Source organism: Vibrio japonicus, assembly GCF_024582835.1.
Classification (GTDB): Bacteria; Pseudomonadota; Gammaproteobacteria; order Enterobacterales; family Vibrionaceae; genus Vibrio; species Vibrio japonicus.
On sequence record NZ_CP102096.1, the window covers coordinates 1,234,904 to 1,253,192 of the forward strand.

At 45.5% G+C, this 18,289-nt stretch carries 14 protein-coding genes; 10 read left to right on the forward strand and 4 right to left on the reverse strand.

Annotation, left to right across the window (positions count from 1 at the left end; genetic code table 11):
* Positions 1 to 3: 3 nt before the first annotated feature.
* On the reverse strand, positions 4 to 405 hold the full coding sequence (locus NP165_RS05890) for a PepSY domain-containing protein (protein WP_371133696.1): 402 nt from the start codon (positions 403 to 405) through the stop codon (positions 4 to 6).
* Positions 406 to 475: 70 nt separating this feature from the next.
* Positions 476 to 2,218, reverse strand: coding sequence for a DNA repair helicase RadD (gene radD, locus NP165_RS05895; protein WP_257085549.1), 1,743 nt, complete (start codon positions 2,216 to 2,218; stop codon positions 476 to 478).
* Between the two features lie 73 nt (positions 2,219 to 2,291).
* On the opposite strand from radD, the gene rsuA reads away from it, so the two are divergent.
* The 3 genes from rsuA (at position 2,292) to NP165_RS05910 (ending at position 5,018) form a co-directional block, all read left to right on the forward strand.
* Complete coding sequence (gene rsuA, locus NP165_RS05900; RefSeq protein WP_257085390.1) at positions 2,292 to 2,993, forward strand: 16S rRNA pseudouridine(516) synthase RsuA; 702 nt, start codon at positions 2,292 to 2,294, stop codon at positions 2,991 to 2,993.
* Positions 2,994 to 3,153: 160 nt separating this feature from the next.
* The gene (locus NP165_RS05905) at positions 3,154 to 4,359 is read left to right on the forward strand and encodes a Bcr/CflA family multidrug efflux MFS transporter (protein WP_257085391.1); all 1,206 of its coding nucleotides are present in this window, start codon (positions 3,154 to 3,156) and stop codon (positions 4,357 to 4,359) included.
* Positions 4,359 to 5,018 (forward strand): DUF2913 family protein, encoded by a 660-nt coding sequence (locus tag NP165_RS05910; protein ID WP_257085392.1) that lies wholly within the window; start codon positions 4,359 to 4,361, stop codon positions 5,016 to 5,018. Before NP165_RS05905 ends, NP165_RS05910 begins: the two co-directional genes overlap by 1 nt.
* Positions 5,019 to 5,037: 19 nt before the next feature.
* Here NP165_RS05910 and NP165_RS05915 read toward each other — a convergent pair whose 3' ends face one another.
* A complete protein-coding gene (locus NP165_RS05915; protein ID WP_257085393.1) occupies positions 5,038 to 6,471 on the reverse strand; it encodes a DUF2867 domain-containing protein in 1,434 nt (477 codons plus the stop codon).
* 106 nt (positions 6,472 to 6,577) lie between these two features.
* Between NP165_RS05915 and NP165_RS05920 the strand changes: the two genes are divergently transcribed.
* From NP165_RS05920 to NP165_RS05945, 6 genes are all read left to right on the forward strand, one after another.
* Positions 6,578 to 7,948, forward strand: a complete 1,371-nt coding sequence (locus NP165_RS05920) for an MATE family efflux transporter (protein ID WP_257085394.1) — start codon at positions 6,578 to 6,580, stop codon at positions 7,946 to 7,948.
* 123 nt (positions 7,949 to 8,071) lie between these two features.
* Positions 8,072 to 8,743, forward strand: a complete 672-nt coding sequence (locus NP165_RS05925; protein WP_257085395.1) for an ABC transporter ATP-binding protein — start codon at positions 8,072 to 8,074, stop codon at positions 8,741 to 8,743.
* Positions 8,724 to 11,174 carry an FtsX-like permease family protein gene (locus NP165_RS05930; protein WP_257085396.1) on the forward strand — a complete coding sequence of 817 codons (2,451 nt, stop codon included), beginning with the start codon at positions 8,724 to 8,726 and terminating at the stop codon, positions 11,172 to 11,174. The genes NP165_RS05925 and NP165_RS05930 overlap by 20 nt, the downstream gene beginning before the upstream one ends.
* Positions 11,175 to 12,302: a lipocalin-like domain-containing protein gene (locus tag NP165_RS05935; RefSeq protein ID WP_257085397.1), complete on the forward strand. Its 1,128-nt coding sequence runs from the start codon at positions 11,175 to 11,177 to the stop codon at positions 12,300 to 12,302.
* A gap of 255 nt (positions 12,303 to 12,557) precedes the next feature.
* Positions 12,558 to 13,745, forward strand: coding sequence for a Na+/H+ antiporter NhaA (gene nhaA, locus NP165_RS05940; protein WP_257085398.1), 1,188 nt, complete (start codon positions 12,558 to 12,560; stop codon positions 13,743 to 13,745).
* Positions 13,746 to 14,055: 310 nt separating this feature from the next.
* Complete coding sequence (locus NP165_RS05945; RefSeq protein ID WP_257085399.1) at positions 14,056 to 14,865, forward strand: hypothetical protein; 810 nt, start codon at positions 14,056 to 14,058, stop codon at positions 14,863 to 14,865.
* 193 nt (positions 14,866 to 15,058) lie between these two features.
* Here the strand turns inward: NP165_RS05945 and NP165_RS05950 are convergent, their stop codons facing one another.
* Entirely contained in the window at positions 15,059 to 15,292 is a 234-nt protein-coding gene (locus tag NP165_RS05950) for a hypothetical protein (protein WP_257085400.1), read from the reverse strand.
* 104 nt (positions 15,293 to 15,396) lie between these two features.
* On the opposite strand from NP165_RS05950, the gene NP165_RS05955 reads away from it, so the two are divergent.
* Positions 15,397 to 18,285 carry a pyridoxal phosphate-dependent class III aminotransferase gene (locus NP165_RS05955; RefSeq protein WP_257085401.1) on the forward strand — a complete coding sequence of 963 codons (2,889 nt, stop codon included), beginning with the start codon at positions 15,397 to 15,399 and terminating at the stop codon, positions 18,283 to 18,285.
* The last annotated feature ends 4 nt before the right edge of the window (positions 18,286 to 18,289 follow it).

An 18,289-nucleotide genomic window follows, 5' to 3' on the forward strand; every position in this document is an offset into this window, starting at 1 on the left:
TAATTAGTCTTCTAGCCTTTTGAGCGTGTTTGCGACGTCTCGACCTTTAACTTTTAACATTTCAAAGGTCTGAGCGTTATATTCCACTTCAATGATATTGTTATTATGGTTTAGCTTGAGCTCATAAACCCAGATACCATCATCTTGTTCTAATTCCACTTCAATAATTCGCCCATGTAAATCGCGTTCAACGGCTGCGTACATTTCGGAAAAAGGGCGCACATAGCCCCGCTGCAATGCAGCAAAAACTTCATCTTGATCTTCATCGAACTCAATATCGGTACCGGGTTTATAGACATCCTGAACGAGAGCATGGTCATCTTGCGCGGTGTGATTATGAGCAACGGCAAAATGGATAGGCGTCATTGCAATAGCCAAACAAACAGCTGGGATTGGTTTGAACATTACTGTCTCCTAGTGAATGGATATATCGCAATCTTAATGAGTGGAAACTGAACATTAGGTGAATAACCAACTAGCCATTTGTTAGTTCATCTTGAAAGATTTTGTCGCGCATCTTCCAAAATCTTCCGACTTTTCTCGCAATCACAAATTGAGGGAGACGAAATCGATGTTGATTGTTGACCACTTTACTCGGAGACGCCTCTTCGAAAGGGCGGTGTTTGTCTGCTAAGTGAGGACGGACAAAATGATCTTTGAATCTCTGTTTTTGATTTTTGGTACTCAATGGCCAAAACTCATGGACTTGAGCCTGATTATCACCAACGTAAGTGACTTTAAGGCTGCTTTTCCCCTTCTCATCTTTATGAACAGAAAGGTCCATATCCCGACATTCAAACACAAGAGCATCTTTTAGATTCAGTGCTTCTTTAAGCTTTTTGTCTGGATCGACGAGCGTAGCATCACATTCGTGACAAATGCGCGCAGCGATGTCGTTGTCAGCGCCACAATCGCTGCAATATTTTGCTCGGAAACGATAATCGCAGTGTTCACGCTCGTTGGTTTCTTCATCTTCAAAAAAACCTTGGCACTTACGACCAAAGTGTTCAATTAAGAAGCCATTGCTGTCGAGTTTGCCCCAGAAGTTATTATTAAAACCGCATGCAGGGCAGGGAATGGTGATGATTTCCGAATCGGAATCTGGTTTGGGATCGCCGACTTCTGGCTGATAAAGATCGTAGCTGTTGCCAGCGTAATCAAGAACTAAGCATTCTTCTTTGCCTGGAGATAGGCGCAGTCCACGACCTACGATTTGCTGATAAAGGCTGATGGATTCTGTCGGTCGCAAAATGGCAATCAGATCGACATGAGGGGCGTCGAATCCTGTCGTCAGTACAGACACATTGACTAAGAATTTAATCTTACGCTCTTTAAAGTTCTGAATGATTTGATCGCGTTCGACGGTCGGCGTATCACCAATCACCAATGCGGTTTGACCTTCAGGTAAGAGGGAAAAGATTTCTTGAGCGTGACGAACGGTCGCAGCAAAGATCATGATGCCCAGTTTTTCTCTAGAAAGATGAATAATTTGCTCTACGATCTGAGGCGTTGCTCGTTTCGCCTTATCGATGACCATGTCGAGTTCCGCTTCTTTATAGCGTCCGGTAGAGGCTGGATTGAGTTGCGAAAAATCGTAGCTCAGTACGGGTGCATCCATCATTCGAGCAGGCGTCAGGAAATTTTCATCCAACAGATACCGGATAGGGAGCTCAAAAATACAATCTCTGAAAAAACGTGGCTCTTCCGTACGAACCAAACCACGAGTGTGATATTGATAAATCCAGCCCATACCAAGTCGATACGGTGTCGCCGTTAGCCCGAGCACTTTAATTCCGGGATTAAGCTCTCTGAGATGGCTGATGACTTTCTGATAACTGGTATTCTTATTGTCAGGTACTCGGTGACACTCATCGATAACCAAGAGCGAAAATTGGTTTTTGAACTCATCGAGATTACGCACGACCGACTGCACAGAGGCAAACACCACTTGTTGGTCGGTCTCTTTTCTTCCAAGCCCTGCCGAGTAAATAGCGCCTTTTAAACCATACCCTTCGTATTTGGCGTGGTTTTGTTCGACCAATTCTTTGACGTGTGCCAGTACTAGTACTCGTCCTTTTGCAAGGCGAGCGAGTTCGGCGATAACTAAGCTTTTTCCTGCTCCAGTGGGGAGTACTAAAACGGCTGGCGAACTGTGCTTGCGAAAATAGTGGATGACGGCTTTTACAGAGTCGGCCTGATAGGGGCGAAGTGTGTACATAAAATGTGTGAAATAGCTCAACTATTTGATCCAGTCGCACTATAATACCTCACCTAACAAAGATGAGGTATTCATGCGTTTAGATAAATATTTGTGTGATGCACTGGGTGCGACACGTAAAGAAGCTACAAAAATCCTTAAAAGTGGTGAAGTGACCGTCAACGATGCAGTTCAGAAAAGTGGTTCATGTAAAGTTAGTGACGAGTGCGTTGTTGAATGGCAGGGGAGAGAAATCCAAAAGCCTGGGCCTCGTTATATCATGCTTTTCAAACCGGATGGATTTGTGTGCTCGCATGAAGATGGATTTAACCATACGGCGTTTGTTTTGCTTGATGAAGTGAAAATGGAAGATCTTCATTTTGCAGGTCGACTAGACGTTGATACCACAGGCCTTGTGTTGATCACCGATGATGGCAAATGGTCACATCGTATTACTTCTCCAAAGCATAAATGCGAGAAAACGTACCGAGTGTGGTTAGCGGACCCGATTGGAGCGGATTACATCGAGAAATTTGCTCAGGGGATTGAACTTCGCAATGAGAAACAAGCAACGTTACCAGCGACACTCGAAATTGTTGATGCAGACGAAAAAGAAGTGCTGCTGACGATTACAGAAGGTAAGTATCATCAAGTAAAACGTATGTTTGCTGCTTTGGGTAACAAAGTAGAACACCTACACCGTGAGCGTATTGGTCATATCCTACTCGATGAAGCGCTTGAACCGGGTGAATACCGCTATTTGACTCAGGAAGAAATTGACTCTGTTTGGAAATAATACGAGCCTCAGGAAATACTTTATTTCCAAATAGGAACTAGTCTTTTTTTGTCAATTGACGGAATATAGGTCAATTCAAGGCACGTGGAACCGTGTCTTTCTGTTTCTGTTTGGTTGCAGCAAGGAAGCTGCAAGTCTAACGCAACCGAGTAGGAGACCTATGTCTAGTTCTGCAATGGAGCAAGCGAAAGCCCCGCAAATCAATTTTCTTCTTTTTCTCGTTTTGGGTGCAATTGGTGCGTTAACACCTTTAGCCATCGATATGTATTTGCCAGCAATGCCGACTATTGCCCGTGATTTGGGCGTTGCTGAAGGCGCTGTGCAAATTACCTTAACAGCGTACACCGCTGGTTTTGCGATCGGGCAATTAATACATGGACCATTGGCAGACAGCTTTGGTCGTCGACCAGTGCTTATTCTGGGCGTTCTGTTTTTTGGCATTGCTTCAATTGTCAGTGCAACGACAACGGGGATAGAAGCCCTGACTTGGGTTCGTACCGCACAAGGTTTTGCGGGCGCTGCGGCTGCGGTCATCATCCAAGCGGTCGTAAGAGATATGTTTGACCGCGAAGACTTCGCACGCGCAATGTCTTTTGTGACGCTCGTTATTACCATTGCACCGCTTGTTGCGCCCATGATTGGCGGTCATGTTGCCGTCTGGTTTGGTTGGCGAGCTATTTTCTGGATTCTTGCCGTTTTTTCTATTGTGGTTATTTTGTTGGTTCTTTGGAAAATCCCAGAAACCTTGACCGCAGATAAAAAGCAGCCGCTTAGATTTCGCACGACGATACGTAATTACGTCCGATTGTGCGCAAACCCCGTTGCAATGGGATTAATTCTGTCGGGTGCGTTCTCGTTCTCGGGCATGTTCGCTTTTTTAACCGCGGGTTCGTTTGTCTATATTGATATTTATGGCGTGAGACCTGACCAATTTGGGTATCTGTTTGGCCTAAACATTGTCGCTATGATCATCATGACGAGTATCAATGGCCGATTGGTGAAAAAAGTCGGATCGCATGCGATGTTAAGATTTGGTCTAACTGTACAATTGATCGCCGGTCTGGGGTTGTTTGTTACTTGGCTTCTTGACCTTGGCCTGTGGGGAACGGTACCTTTCGTGGTTATGTTTATCGGAACCTTGTCAACAATAGGAAGCAACTCGATGGGATTGCTACTTAGTGGCTACCCAACGATGGCGGGCACAGCGTCATCATTAGCGGGGACGTTACGTTTCGGCATAGGTTCTATAATTGGTGCTGTGGTTGCCATGCTACCGGGTGGTGCAACTTGGCCAATGATTACGGTGATGTCGGCATGTTCCGTGTTGTCTGCCGCATTTTACTGGAAGTTTGGAAGAAAGGCGTAATGTCTGAATACACAATAGAAATACAAAAGCTCGTTAATGCTGCTTTAGAAGAACTCGCAGCAGAACACAAATCTGGTAAGCAAGTAAATGCGCCAGTCGCGAATAATCACTACTTGGTTCGTTGGGTAACACGAGCTTTAAAATCTCAGCGATTTCCTCGCTGTGTCGGTGAGGATTTGACTCGCTGGCAAAAAGCAGGACGTTCAAAAGGGAATGATGCAGGGCTAATGTTTACGTTTGAGCGTATTAGCAAGTTCTATGGCGAGTTTTTCCCTGCCGACAAAGAAGACCGTGTGATCAAAGATAGCGATGTCGAAGCGTTTCTTGATTTAATGGAACTAGAAGGCTGGGAAGTCTCGACATCAGAAGAACTCGTTGATTGCGGGAAGGTGCAGATTTTTACAGAAGGTCAAAACTCACTCGCGCTTTGTGCAAATCAGTGTGAAAGCTGTTTTGACGGCGAAGAGTTGGTCAAACCTATGAGTTGGTTTGTACGCGGGCATCATGCTCAATTCATCGAAAAAGCGTCAGCGGCTGGCTTTATGGTACACAAGGTGACCGATTACAAATCGAACGTGAAGTATCACGGTGAATACCTTGTTTATCCGTGCAACCGAGGTCAACACTTGGCGGAAATTCCGCTTAGCTTCCAGATCTAACAATCTTTAAGAGCTTCCACTACGGAAGCTCTTTTGCTTTTCTCACGATCGATTTAACCATGCCTTTGAAAATGAATAGGTGTGCAGGCATCATCGCAAACCAATAGAGTAGGCCGCGTAGCCCTTGTGGATGCCACCATGCTGTCACGTTTAGCCTTCGTTTTTCACCAAGATCATCGATAGTAAACTCTAATCGGCCAAGTCCAGGGCCTTTCATTCCAAACAGCAGTGAGATAAAACGGTGGTCCTCACATCGAATCACTTTCCAAGAGTCAATATTGTCGCCCACTTTAAGTTCCGGCCCCGCAGGTGAACGGCGTATTGGCTTACCTCCGCCAAAAAATATATCGAGCCACTCTCTCGTTCGCCAAAGAATATTGGCAAAGAAATACCCCTCCTGTGGGCTACCGATCTTCTTAACGATTTGCCAAAGCTGTTCAGCCGTGCAGTCGGTCAAAATGCGCGCACCGGTTTGTTTGGGATAATAGCCATATCCTGGTTGCCAACGTTTTAAAGCAGCGGGGTCGAACCCCCAGACTTCACTTCTGACGAACGTCCCTTCCGCAGCGATACTGGCAGACACCATTTCCTCAAACGAGATGAGTGGTTGGGGATATTTTTTCCTTATTGCCGCTGAGTTCGCGATGTAATCGTGTTCGAGTCCAGAGAGTAAAGCTGCGCCGATACTGGATGGAACAGACGTAACAACGCCAAGCCAATAGGAAGCGAGTTTAGGGGTAAGTAGGGGCGTGGACCATAAAGTAATGGGCTTTTTCGTCACCTTACTGATCACTTTGAATTGCTCACGATAGCTTAGGGTATCTGGCCCACCGACTTCATAGAGCGTGTTTTCTGTCGGCGTTTCGCTTGCTAAGGCTAGAAGGTAATGGTTCAAGTTCTCCAGCGCGATGGGGTTGGCTTTTGAATCTACCCATTTGGGCGCGATTAAAATTGGCATGTTGTAGACGAAATCGCGCATGATCTCGAATGCGGCAGACCCTGCACCTATGATGACGCCGGCTCTGAGTTCCGTCACAGGTACACCTGAGCGTTGTAGAATTTCCCCTGTCATTTTACGGGCCATCAAGTGTTCAGAGTTTCCGGTTTGTGGTTGGAGCGCACTAAGAAAAATGACATGTTTGACCGAGCTTCCTTTGAGTGCATTACTAAAGTTCTCTGCCAGTGATATCTCATAGTCGAGAAAGTCATGCCCGTGCGCCATGCCGTGAACAAGGAAATAAATCAGATCAAAATGTGGTATAAGGTCTGATGTTGCTTGTTCATCCCCAAGGTCTAAATAAGTGATTTTGAGATTCGGATGAGGCATCACTCGAGCATTAAGATAATCAATCTGTCGTGCTGCAGCGGTAACTTGGTAGCCTTTTTCGCAAAGTTGGAACAGTAGCTGAGAACCTACGTAGCCAGAAGCCCCCAAAACCAGCACTCTTTTCATTTGGTTATCCTGTTTATTATGTAGTTTCAATATGAAACTGAACGTATAATGTTCATTCGTATTGTTCTTTTATCGGACCGTTGTTGCGTGAGGTATGTCGTTCGCTATGGTTTCTCAAATCTTATATCACACCAGAGGTGATTTTTTTCGCCGTTTGATGGCAATCGCGATGCCCATCACTCTGCAAAGTATCATGTTTTCTAGCCGAAGCCTGGTCGATGTTCTTATGCTTGGGCAATTGGGTGAAGCTGAAATCGCAGCAGTGGGCGTGGCGGCAAGGGCGACATTTGTCACCACGATCATGCTGGTTGGCGTAACAACGGGTGGTGCGCTTTTAACCGCGCAGTATTGGGGAGCGGCGAATAAGCAAGGCGTGCGTGAAAGTACCGCATTGACTTGGCTAGTCGCGATGATTTTTGCGGCGATTACTGCGTTGCTGTTTATCTTGTTCCCAACTCAAATTATGTCTCTCGCCACATCGTCAGAAACGGTCATTCAGCTTGGCGCGGAATATTTGGTCATCACCTCAGTGACTATGTTTGCCGTCGCCTGCGTCGCGAGTATGTCCGTGGGTTTACGAGCCATGCATAAACCCGGCATCAGCACATTTTTTAGTGGGATTGGTATTGTGTCGAATATCTTTCTCAACTGGGTCCTTATTTTCGGTCACTTTGGTTTTCCAGCATTAGGGATTAAAGGCGCTGCGCTTGCGACTGTATTGAGTGGAGCAATCGAAGTCTTTACCTTGTTCGGCTATTTGTATTTGAAACAGCACTTGCTGGCGTTCCACTTACAAGATCTTCGCGCAGTCATTGAGTGGCAACGTATCGTCCGTTTTTTAAAGTTGTCTCTGCCGACCACGTTCAATTTCTTGGCTTGGGCGGGAGGTTTGTTTGCTTATCACGCCATTATGGGACAGTCTGGTGTACAAGGTTTGGCTGCGCTTTCGGTCATGACGCCTGTGGAGTCGATTTCCTTGGCCTTGCTGATTGGGATGTCAAATGCTGCTGCCGTACTGGTCGGAAACCAGATTGGCGCAAAAAACTATGAAGCAGTCTATTTTCAGGCGATTGGTGTCACCGTACTCAGTTTAGTGGTTGGGATCGTGGTTTCTGTCGTTCTCTATATCACACAAGGGCTTGTGCTGGACGCGTTCAGTGCCTTAACTGACGAGACTCGGGTGTTGGCTGAGAAATTCATGCTGGTGTTGTGCGCCGCAATTATTCTCCGTTCGGTGCCAATGATGACGATCGTTGGGGTTCTGCGAGCTGGTGGAGATGTAAAGTTCTGCCTTTATCAAGACCTCATTGCACAGTGGATGATTGGTATTCCTCTGGCTGCGTTTGCCGCTATTGTACTCGGGTGGAAACCGGAATGGATTTATTTGCTATTTTTGACCGAAGAGGCCATTAAGTGGGCAGGCTCTTTGTATCGTATGAATACACGTAAATGGATTAGAAATTTGATCGAAAATTAGACGTAAAACGGCAAGTTAAAGCATTTTGATGCATATCTTGTGATCTAGTATCCAAAATACTTTCTACTGCGAGCGATTTGGTGTAGATTCACAGTCCGAATTTTTACGTTTGCGAGAGTATTGATGCTTCAACTGAAAGACCTTTGTAAAGGCTACTTAGATGGCGGAGAGTTCCACCCAGTTTTACAAGGTGCTGAGTTGACGTTAAAGCAAGGTGAGCAAGTCGCTCTCATGGGAGAAAGTGGCTCGGGTAAGAGTACTTTGCTTAATTTGATAGCAGGGCTAGATACTGTAGATTCCGGAGAAGTCGGCTTTCCTAACTTCGCAATGAGCCAAGTACCTCAAAGCAAACGTACCGCGTATCGTCGCAACAACATTGGTTTGGTTTTTCAGCAATTCAATTTACTCCCAACTCTCAATATTGCCGATAACATCCGATTTTGTCGTCAGTTAAAAGGCTTGCCTGAAGATCAGGGATTGTGGCGACAAATTTTGTCTGCATTGGATTTGATGCCGCTGTTGGGCCGTTACCCTGAAGAAGTGTCTGGTGGTCAGCAACAACGTGCGGCAATTGCTCGTGCTCTTTACATGGAACCAAAGATTCTGCTTGCAGATGAACCGACCGGAAGTTTGGATGAGCGAAATGCGGAAGCAGTGATGAGATTGTTAACGACGCTTTCCAGACAACTAGACTGCACACTGTTATTAGTCACACACAGCCAGCGTGTTGCAGAGCACATGGAACGCAAGATTCGTCTCCAAGGAGGGCAGCTACATGTTATGGCCCGTAGTTAAAGCGCTACTCGGTCATTACAAGCGTTACCCTTTTCAAATTGTCTTAGTGTGGCTTGGCTTGACTCTTGGCGTCTCATTACTTGTTGGCGTCAGCTCTATCAATGATCATGCCCTTAAAAGTTATGAGAATGGTGAAAAGCTATTTTCTAATCCTCTCCCATACCGTATCCGACCAAAACACGCGACGAGCAAAATTCCACAGGGCTTTTACGTTCAGTTGCGCCGAGATGGCTTCCAACATTGTGCGCCGTTCGAAAACTTAACCATTCATACCGCAAACGGCTCCGATCTCACCCTTGTGGGTATCGACCCCGTTGCCATGTTGAATTTTCAACCCAACGTCGCTTTACACAACGAGCCATCTCTGAAGTTGATGCAGCCACCATTTCCAATATTAGTCAGTATGGATCTCGCCAACCATATGAAATGGCAAGACGGGGATTATTTGCGTCTAGATAACGGCAGTGAGCTTGGACCTATCGCCATTGATAAAGACCAGAGGCTAAATGGTACACGTATTGTTGCTGATTTTGCGTTGCTGCGTATGCTTGAGCGAAGCTCAGGGCTGGCTTATATCGCTTGTGGCAATATGCCAAAAGAGAAGCTGGATAAACTGAAATCCATTTTGCCTGCGGGGATGGAACTCAGCCGCAGTTCGCGCCAAGAGCTGGAGTCTCTTACACAAGCCTTTCACATCAACTTGAATGCGATGGGGATGCTCGCGTTTCTTGTTGGTCTATTTATTTTCTACCAAGCCATGTCTTTGTCTTTGGTACAACGTCAACTGATTGTGGGCATTTTGAGGCAAATGGGCGTATCTGGCTGGCAATTAATGCAAGCTCTTATGCTAGAGCTGTTAATTCTTGTTTCGCTTAGCTGGGTATGTGGAAACGTATTTGGCTTGTTCCTTGCCAATCAGTTGATGCCTGCGGTATCTGCCAGCTTAAGCGATTTGTACGATGCGAACGTCGGGCTTGAAGTGCATTGGAGCTTGAGCGCAAGCATTTACAGCTTAGTGTTGGCTTTACTTGGTGCGGTTATCGCCTGTGCGTGGCCTTTAGTTCGGTTACTGCGTGCGCAGCCAATACGCTTATCCACTCGTCTTTCTTTAGTTCGTTTTGCAGGCACAGAGTTTGCTATGCAGGCTTTGATTGCCTGTGCGCTTGCCGTTGCAGGGACAGCTATTTACCAAGCACCGAAAACACAAGAATCTGGTTTTGCCATTATTGCACTCATGTTGCTGGGTGTAGCGCTGTTTACGCCATTTTTGATTTGGAAAGTCTTCAATGGTTTATCTTACTCCCTTCGCTGGGTGAAAGTGCGCTGGTTCTTCGCAGATGCGGCAGCAAGCATGAGCTACCGTGGTGTCGCAACCATGGGCTTTATGCTGGCAATGGCGGCGAACATTGGCATTGAAACAATGGTCGGCAGTTTCAGAGACACAACCGACAAGTGGTTGAGTCAAAGGCTTGCTGCGGATCTGTATATTTATCCCAATAATAGTGCGGCAGGAAGAGTCAACGCTTGGCTGACTGAACAACCAGAGGTGGAAGTGGTGCTTTGGCGTTGGGAAAAAGAGGTGAGCACAGCCAGTGGTGCATTGCAGGTTGTAAGTACCGGAGAGTCTGAACGTGAACTGGATTCCCTAACCGTTAAATTGGGCGTGCCTAATTATTGGTATCACATGCATCACTCTAAGGGGGTGATGGTGAGTGAATCAATGGCACTAAAGCTTGGGATTCGCCCGGGGGATGATATATCTGTACCAGCACTAGGAAGTGGCTGGCAGGTTGTGGGTGTTTATTACGATTACGGAAACCCGTATAACCAGATTATGCTCTCGCACCGCAATTGGTTGTATGCCTATGCTGGAAGCGGAAATGTCGCACTGGGCGCGGTGATTAATGAAGGCGTTAACCCAATAGGTTTGAAACGTCGACTTGAATCCGTATTCCGTATCGATTCAGAGCGTATCTTTGATAACAATCATATTCATCAACAAGCGCTAAGAGTGTTTGATAGGACGTTTTCGATTGCCGATACGCTTGGAAACATTACTTTAGTTATTGCAGTATTTGGTATTTTCTTTGCCACTATCGCGGGGGAAATTTCTCGGCAAAAACATATATCGTTACTTCGCTGCGTAGGTATGTCGGGCAAAGAGCTTATTTTGATGGGTAGTTTGCAACTGTTTGTTTTTGGAGCCATATCGATTCTTATTGCTATTCCGCTAGGGCTTGTTTTAGCTACGTTGGTCGTTGATATCATTATTAAGCAGTCATTCGGGTGGACGTTGGAACTGCAGCTCATTCCTTTTGAATATTTACAAACCATCACTTTGGCGATGATTTCACTCATGCTAGCAGGTGCAATACCTGTCTATAGGATGGTGAGAAATACGCCAATGAAATCACTACGAGATTCGTTGTAAATGCGTAAGTTGAATAAGAGAATAGTTGGGATTTCGTTCCTGACAGTGGTGTGTATTATTGCTGCACTGGTGTATGTGATTCAACGTGATGAGAAGACGCCTACTATTGCAACGGCGGATATAAACGAAGTGAGCTCGATGCTGACGTCACACGCCGATGAAGTGTTCGAACCTGTGCTGCCTGATGTTGCTGTAAAATTGCCACAAGACTTTTCATTTCATGATCATTTTCAGCACGAATGGTGGCATTTTTTTGCAAATGTCGTGGACGACAATGGCGAAGAATATGGGGTGCAGTGGAGTTATTTCCGCATCGCAGAAAGTGACAACGCGGGCTCTGGCTGGTTGAATCCCCAAATCTATGTATCTCATGTTGTGGTTTCGAACAAACACGATGTCTGGAAAGAGCAACGTATAGCGCGTGGCGGTATCGGTCAAGCAGGTCTGGTGAACAAGCCGTTTCGTGTGTGGATTGATAACTGGTACTGGCGATCGCTGGGTGCGACGCCATTCCCAGGGCAGTTGGTAGCGTCGACAGACAACTTTGATATAGACCTGATTTCTTCAGCGATTGGCCCCTATGTTTTGCCCGGGGAGTATGGTTACCAGAAGAAGCATGATTTACTTCCTGTTGCCTCATACAATCTTACCGCCCCATTTGTTCGTGTGAAAGGGACGTTGAAGCTCGGAAACGACAAATCGGTTCGGGTAGAAGGGAATGCTTGGCTGAGTAAAGAGTGGGGAAGCGGTCTAATGGCTGAGGGGCAGAAAGGTTGGGATTGGTTCGTCTTAAGACTGAATGATGAAGCAACCTTGTCAGTGAGTCGTTACCGCCAAGATAAACAACTGCCTTATGTGTTTGGTACGCTGTCTACTAACGATGGTAAAGTTGTTCCTATTACCTCTCAGGAGCTGATACTTAAACCTTTACAGCCTAATCATCGAATAGGTGGAAAAGAGATCCCTACACAGTGGTTAATCCAAATTCCCAAGCACAAAATAAGTTTGACTGCACAAGCAATCAATTCTGATCTTTTTCTACCATTTGTCATTCCGTATTGGGAAGGCCCAATAAAAGCTTGGGGAACTCACAATGCGACAGGCTTTATGCAGTTAACAGGTTATTAACCTAGTTCGCGCGAATAATGTACTTTAAGAGCAGCTACTTTGAGCAAAAGTGGCTGTTTTTGTATATCTGTAAGGTAACTTATCCGGGTTGCCTATAATTTAGTAAGGAAATTAGATAGGATTAACCTAATTAACATCGGAAATACCGAAGTCAGAACTCTAAAGAAGCGATTTTTCCTTCGGTTTTGTTGTCGATACACTCGTCAGTATTCTTTGTTAATCGTTTATTAACATAATAAATATAGGGACGATATCATGAGTGATATAATTCGCGATTTTTTCAAAATGGAATCTGCTGGTGGCATTTTGCTCGTAATAGCAGCTGCTATCGCGATGACAATTGCTAACACATCATTAAACGATGTTTATCAAAGTGGTTTGCACACTTACGTTTTTGGAATGTCAATTTCACATTGGATCAATGATGGTCTAATGGCTGTCTTCTTTCTATTAATTGGTCTTGAAGTAAAACGAGAGCTTCTAGAAGGCGCGCTAAAATCTAAAGAAACCGCAGTATTTCCAGCGATTGCTGCCGTCGGTGGTATGTTAGCTCCGGCATTGATTTACGTAATGTTTAACATTGGCAACGCAGAGGCGATTCAAGGTTGGGCGATTCCAGCGGCCACTGATATTGCGTTTGCGTTGGGTATCATGGCGCTGCTTGGTAAGCGAGTTCCAGTTAGCCTGAAGGTATTCTTACTTGCTTTAGCAATCATTGATGACTTAGGCGTTGTGGTCATTATTGCGCTTTTCTACACAGGCGACTTGTCAACAACAGCACTGGCGATCGGTTTTGCTATGACGGCCGCATTGTTTATGTTGAACTCTAAGCACGTAACCAAGCTGACCCCTTACATGATTGTTGGCTTTATATTGTGGGTTGCGGTATTGAAGTCGGGAGTACATGCGACACTTGCAGGTGTGGTTATCGGCTTTGCTATCCCACTTAAAGGTAATAGTGGCGAACGCTCTCCATTAAAACATATGGAACATGCCTTACATCCATATGTCGCGTTTGGTATTTTGCCTTTGTTTGCATTCGCCAATGCAGGTATTTCTTTGGAAGGGGTGTCAGTAGAAGGATTAACTTCGATGCTGCCTCTAGGTATCGCGCTTGGTCTTTTGGTTGGTAAGCCTTTGGGTATTTTCTCGTTCAGCTGGGCGGCAGTGAAACTTGGCGTGGCGAAATTACCAGAAGGTATTAACTTCAAGCATATTTTTGCTGTGTCAGTGTTGTGTGGTATCGGCTTTACGATGTCTATATTCATCTCTTCACTGGCGTTTGGTCCGGTCAACGCTCAGTTTGATACGTACGCTCGCTTAGGTATCTTGATGGGCTCAACAACAGCCGCGATATTAGGATATATTTTGCTAAGTTTGTCTTTGCCAGCAAAAAAAGCGGCCTCAGCAAATGAGAGCAAAGAAGTGAAGTCATCCAACTAATCACTTTAATACACACAGCGCCCCTTCATTGAGAAGGGGCGTTTTTGTTTTCATCGTCCTGTATAAAGTCAAATAGGCTGTAGCTTTAAAAATGATGAGAAGGAAACGCCATCATAATTCACCATTGTTCAAATGATAGAATTATCAATTTTCGTTAGGACTTTTTTGTCATCTGGTGGATTCTCACTCGACGGAACACTAGCATTTATAAAATGCACAATTGCGCTTAATTGATGTTTAGAAACTGATCGGTGTTTTGAAATACGACGCAATCGAATGGCATCTTGAGCGAAAACTAGGACGTATGATTATGAGTAGCCTTGCGACACTATTAGCTCTAGCAAACACGACTGTGGTTATTGATATCAATGGACAGATTAGGGAGTTATTGCCAGGAGAAGTCCCAGGTCCAGGAGAGGTCATCGTTGTTTTGGGGCATGGGGCGACAGCCGTAACGGATTTTAAAGCGGAACTGGTTGGAAGTGATGGCACAACAACAAATATCAGTCTAGATGATGAAATCGCCAGTGTTTTACACAAGATAGAGCAAGGTGGCGATCCTACGAAACATGAAGAGCTAGCAACAGCAGCAGGTGAAGAAATGGGTGAAATCCCAGCGGCTGAAACATCAAATTTACAATCTCACGGTCTTTCGGAAACACAAAGTTTGATGCTGCTCGATCTGATTAAGCAGCATATGCTCTCGGATGGCTCCTCAGACAATTCGAATGATATGAATGACGGGGATATTGGTGAGCCTAAGGCCTTTAATTATGACACTGATCAAGAACAAAGTGATGATTATGCCGATTTGTTTAAGAGGCTGGATGATTTCATTGATAACGCTGATGATATTAAGAGCGCGCAGGTTACTTACGACTTGCTCGATCTGAGTGACATTCTTCAATTAGAGCAAAGCGCGTCTATTGATGTGTTACTCGCTCAAATAGAGGTAAGCGCTCAAAGTAGCCAGGTGGATATAGCGGCAAATGTAAATGGCGATATGCAAGCGGTAATATCACCCGTTATCATCGACTCATATGTTGAATTGGGTTTGGACAGTACGATTGCCAACGAGCTAGATGTTCTTGCGCAAGTACTGAAAATCGATGCAGCGTAAAATACAAATAAAAAGAGATAAGCTTATGACTGGCTTTCAAGCCAGTCTTTTTTTACGCGGTAACCAAAGAGGCCTATTTAGATTCGTGTTACTTATAAAGAAAATAGTTGCAAGCGGTTTTTGATTTGTGATACTTTCGCGCGCAATCTCGGAAGCAACTCGCAAGCTATAATTCTGGGGGAGACGCGTGACGTCATTCGGGCTGAGTGAACATCACGTAGGGTAGGTATCGATAAGGCCTTTTATCGATAGACGGGATACTGTTGTCGCAGTGCGGCAAGTGAATGGGAAACCCAACATTGAACTCAACAAACACACACACATTAATCAGCTTAGTTCTTCCTGAATGCCCTGTTTTACAAGACAGTTGCATTACTGAACCTTGATTTGTTTGCTTACCATGTAATCCATCTGTTTGATGGAGCATTTTGTCGTGCTCGTTTTTTACTAAAGCGTGGAACGACCTGCACACCTTCTGATAGGGCTTGCTGCCTAGAGGAAGGACTTTACTACGTTTCAAGGGATTAAATCATGAGCACAGCCTTTGAAGTCGATAACAATGCTATCGCGACCCCATTTTCTACTCAAATTCCAGTAGTGGAAGGTATTTACGATCTTACTCCAGACCAAGTTCTTCTGGATCAAGAGCAACACGAATCTGCAGTGCGCTCTTACCCGCGTCGTCTACCTATCGCTATTAAACAAGCCTATGGTGCGCTGGTTGAAGATACCCGCGGCCAGTTGTTTTTAGATTGCCTTGCAGGTGCAGGAACGTTAGCTCTGGGTTACAACCATCCTGAGATCAACCAAGCACTAAAAGATCAACTAGACTCAGGCTTACCTTATCAAACGCTTGATATTGCGACTGAAGCGAAGACAAACTTTATTAAAGCAGTTAAGGGCTTTCTGCCTCAGAAGCTAGCTGACGATTGCGTAATACAGTTTTGTGGCCCGTCTGGTGCAGATGCGGTCGAAGCTGCAATTAAGCTAGCTAAGCAAACCACTGGTCGTAACACCATGTTTGCATTCCGTGGTGCATACCATGGTATGACGAACGGTACAATGGGCATGATGGGTAACCTAGGCACTAAAGCGCGTCGTACTGGCCTAATGTCAGACGTACACTTCATGCCATTCCCGTATAACCTACGCTGTCCGTTCGGCCTTGGTGGTGATGAAGGCGCGAAAGCGAGTATTCGCTACATCGAGCGCCTTCTAAACGATGATGAAGCTGGCATTATGAAACCTGCTGCAATTGTTGTTGAACCAGTACAAGGTGAAGGCGGTGTTATCCCAGCACCTGCTTTCTGGCTACGTGAACTTCGTCGTATCTGTGACGAGCACGGTATCCTATTGATCTTTGATGAGATTCAATGTGGTGTAGGTAAAACTGGTTACAACTTCGCGTTTGAAGAAGCGGGTATTGTGCCAGATGTATTATGTCTGTCTAAAGCGATCGGCGGCGGTATGCCAATGTCGTTGCTAGTGATTAACAAGCAACACGATACTTGGAAACCAGGCGAGCACACTGGTACCTTCCGTGGTAACCAACTTGCAATGGTATCAGGTGCAAAAGCACTTGAGATTATCCAGCGTGACAATCTGGTAGAGCATGCCAACATTGCGGGTCAATACCTACGTCATGGCTTAGAAGCGATGCAAAAACGCGTCGACTGCATTGCAGAAGTTCGTGGTAAAGGCTTAATGCTAGGTGTTGAAATTCGCAAGCCGGGTAGTGAGCTAAATAAATTTGGTGAGCCAGTTTCTGATGGCGCGCTTACGCTAAGAATTCAACGTGCTGCACTAGAACGTGGCCTAATGGTAGAAAAGGGCGGTCGAGATGGTTCGGTAGTTCGTTTCTTGCCGCCTCTGATCATCTCTTTCGAGCAAATCGACTTCGCCCTACGTGTGCTAGAAGAAGCAATCTTAGTCGCTGGTGGTAACAAAGTTGACGCCGAGCAAGCTAACGAAAACTGGAAGAAGCATTTCATTCATACCGGTGAAATGGGTAGTGCAGAATTTGCTAAGGTGATGAATCACACGACGGCTGCGATGAAGTCAGTATTCGAGCAAGTGAACGCACCGTATTCTGGTCTAGAGCCTAAATTGCTTGAGAACGCGATTAACGCGGTTGACCTAGACAACAAGAATGCGTCACTGATCGATGTCATTGGTGAGACAGCAGACTTAGTTGCGAAAAACTCAATCTTTGTTCAGCACCCAGACTGCATTGCACACCTTCACACGCCACCGCTGATGCCAGCAGTAGCGGCTGAATCTATGATTGCGGCATTAAACCAATCTATGGATTCTTGGGACCAAGCGTCGTCTGCGACTTACGTAGAACAGAAAGTAGTGGATTGGCTATGTGGTAAATACGAGCTAGGCGAGAAGTCAGACGGTATTTTCACAAGTGGTGGTACGCAAAGCAACCAAATGGGCTTAATGCTGGCTCGTGATTGGATTGCTGATAAGCTAAGCGGCCACTCTATCCAAAAATTGGGTCTTCCTGATTACGCAGATAAGTTACGTATCGTATGTTCGAAGAAATCGCACTTCACGGTACAAAAATCCGCGTCTTGGATGGGGCTTGGTGAAAAAGCAATTCTTGCCGTTGACGCAAATGCTGACGGTACAATGGATGTGAGTAAGCTTGAGTCTGTACTTGAGCAAGCGAAATCCGAAGGGTTAATTCCGTTTGCTATCGTAGGTACTGCGGGCACAACCGATCACGGTGCGATCGACGATCTTGATTTCATCGCGGATATGGCTCAAAAACACAACATGTGGATGCACGTTGATGGCGCTTACGGTGGTGCATTGATTCTAAGCAGCCACAAAAATCGCTTGAAAGGTATTGAGCGTGCCGAATCGGTCAGTGTGGATTTCCACAAGCTGTTCTATCAAACAATCAGCTGTGGTGCGCTATTGGTGAATGACAAAGCGAACTTCAAGTTCCTGCTTCATCATGCAGACTACCTAAACCGTGAGCACGATGAGCTACCAAACTTGGTTGATAAATCTATCGCGACTACCAAACGTTTTGACGCTCTAAAAGTATTCATGACCATGCAAAACGTTGGCCCTAACACGCTAGGTGAGATGTACGATCATCTACTGAGTCAAACGCAACAAGTGGCGAATCTTGTGCGTAACAGTGACGAATTTGAATTGTTGGCCGAGCCAGCGCTTTCAACAGTTCTGTTCCGAGCAGCGAATAGCGACGCAGTGGATTTAGACGAACTTAACAAAACTCTAAGACTAGAAGCGTTGGTTCGTGGCGTTGCAGTACTTGGAGAAACGGTAGTGGACGGCAAATCTGCGCTGAAATTCACTATCCTAAACCCTTGTTTGAAGATTTCGGATTTCGAAACTTTACTTAATAAAATCAAAACTCTAGCAGTTGAGCTAGTTAAATAAAGGT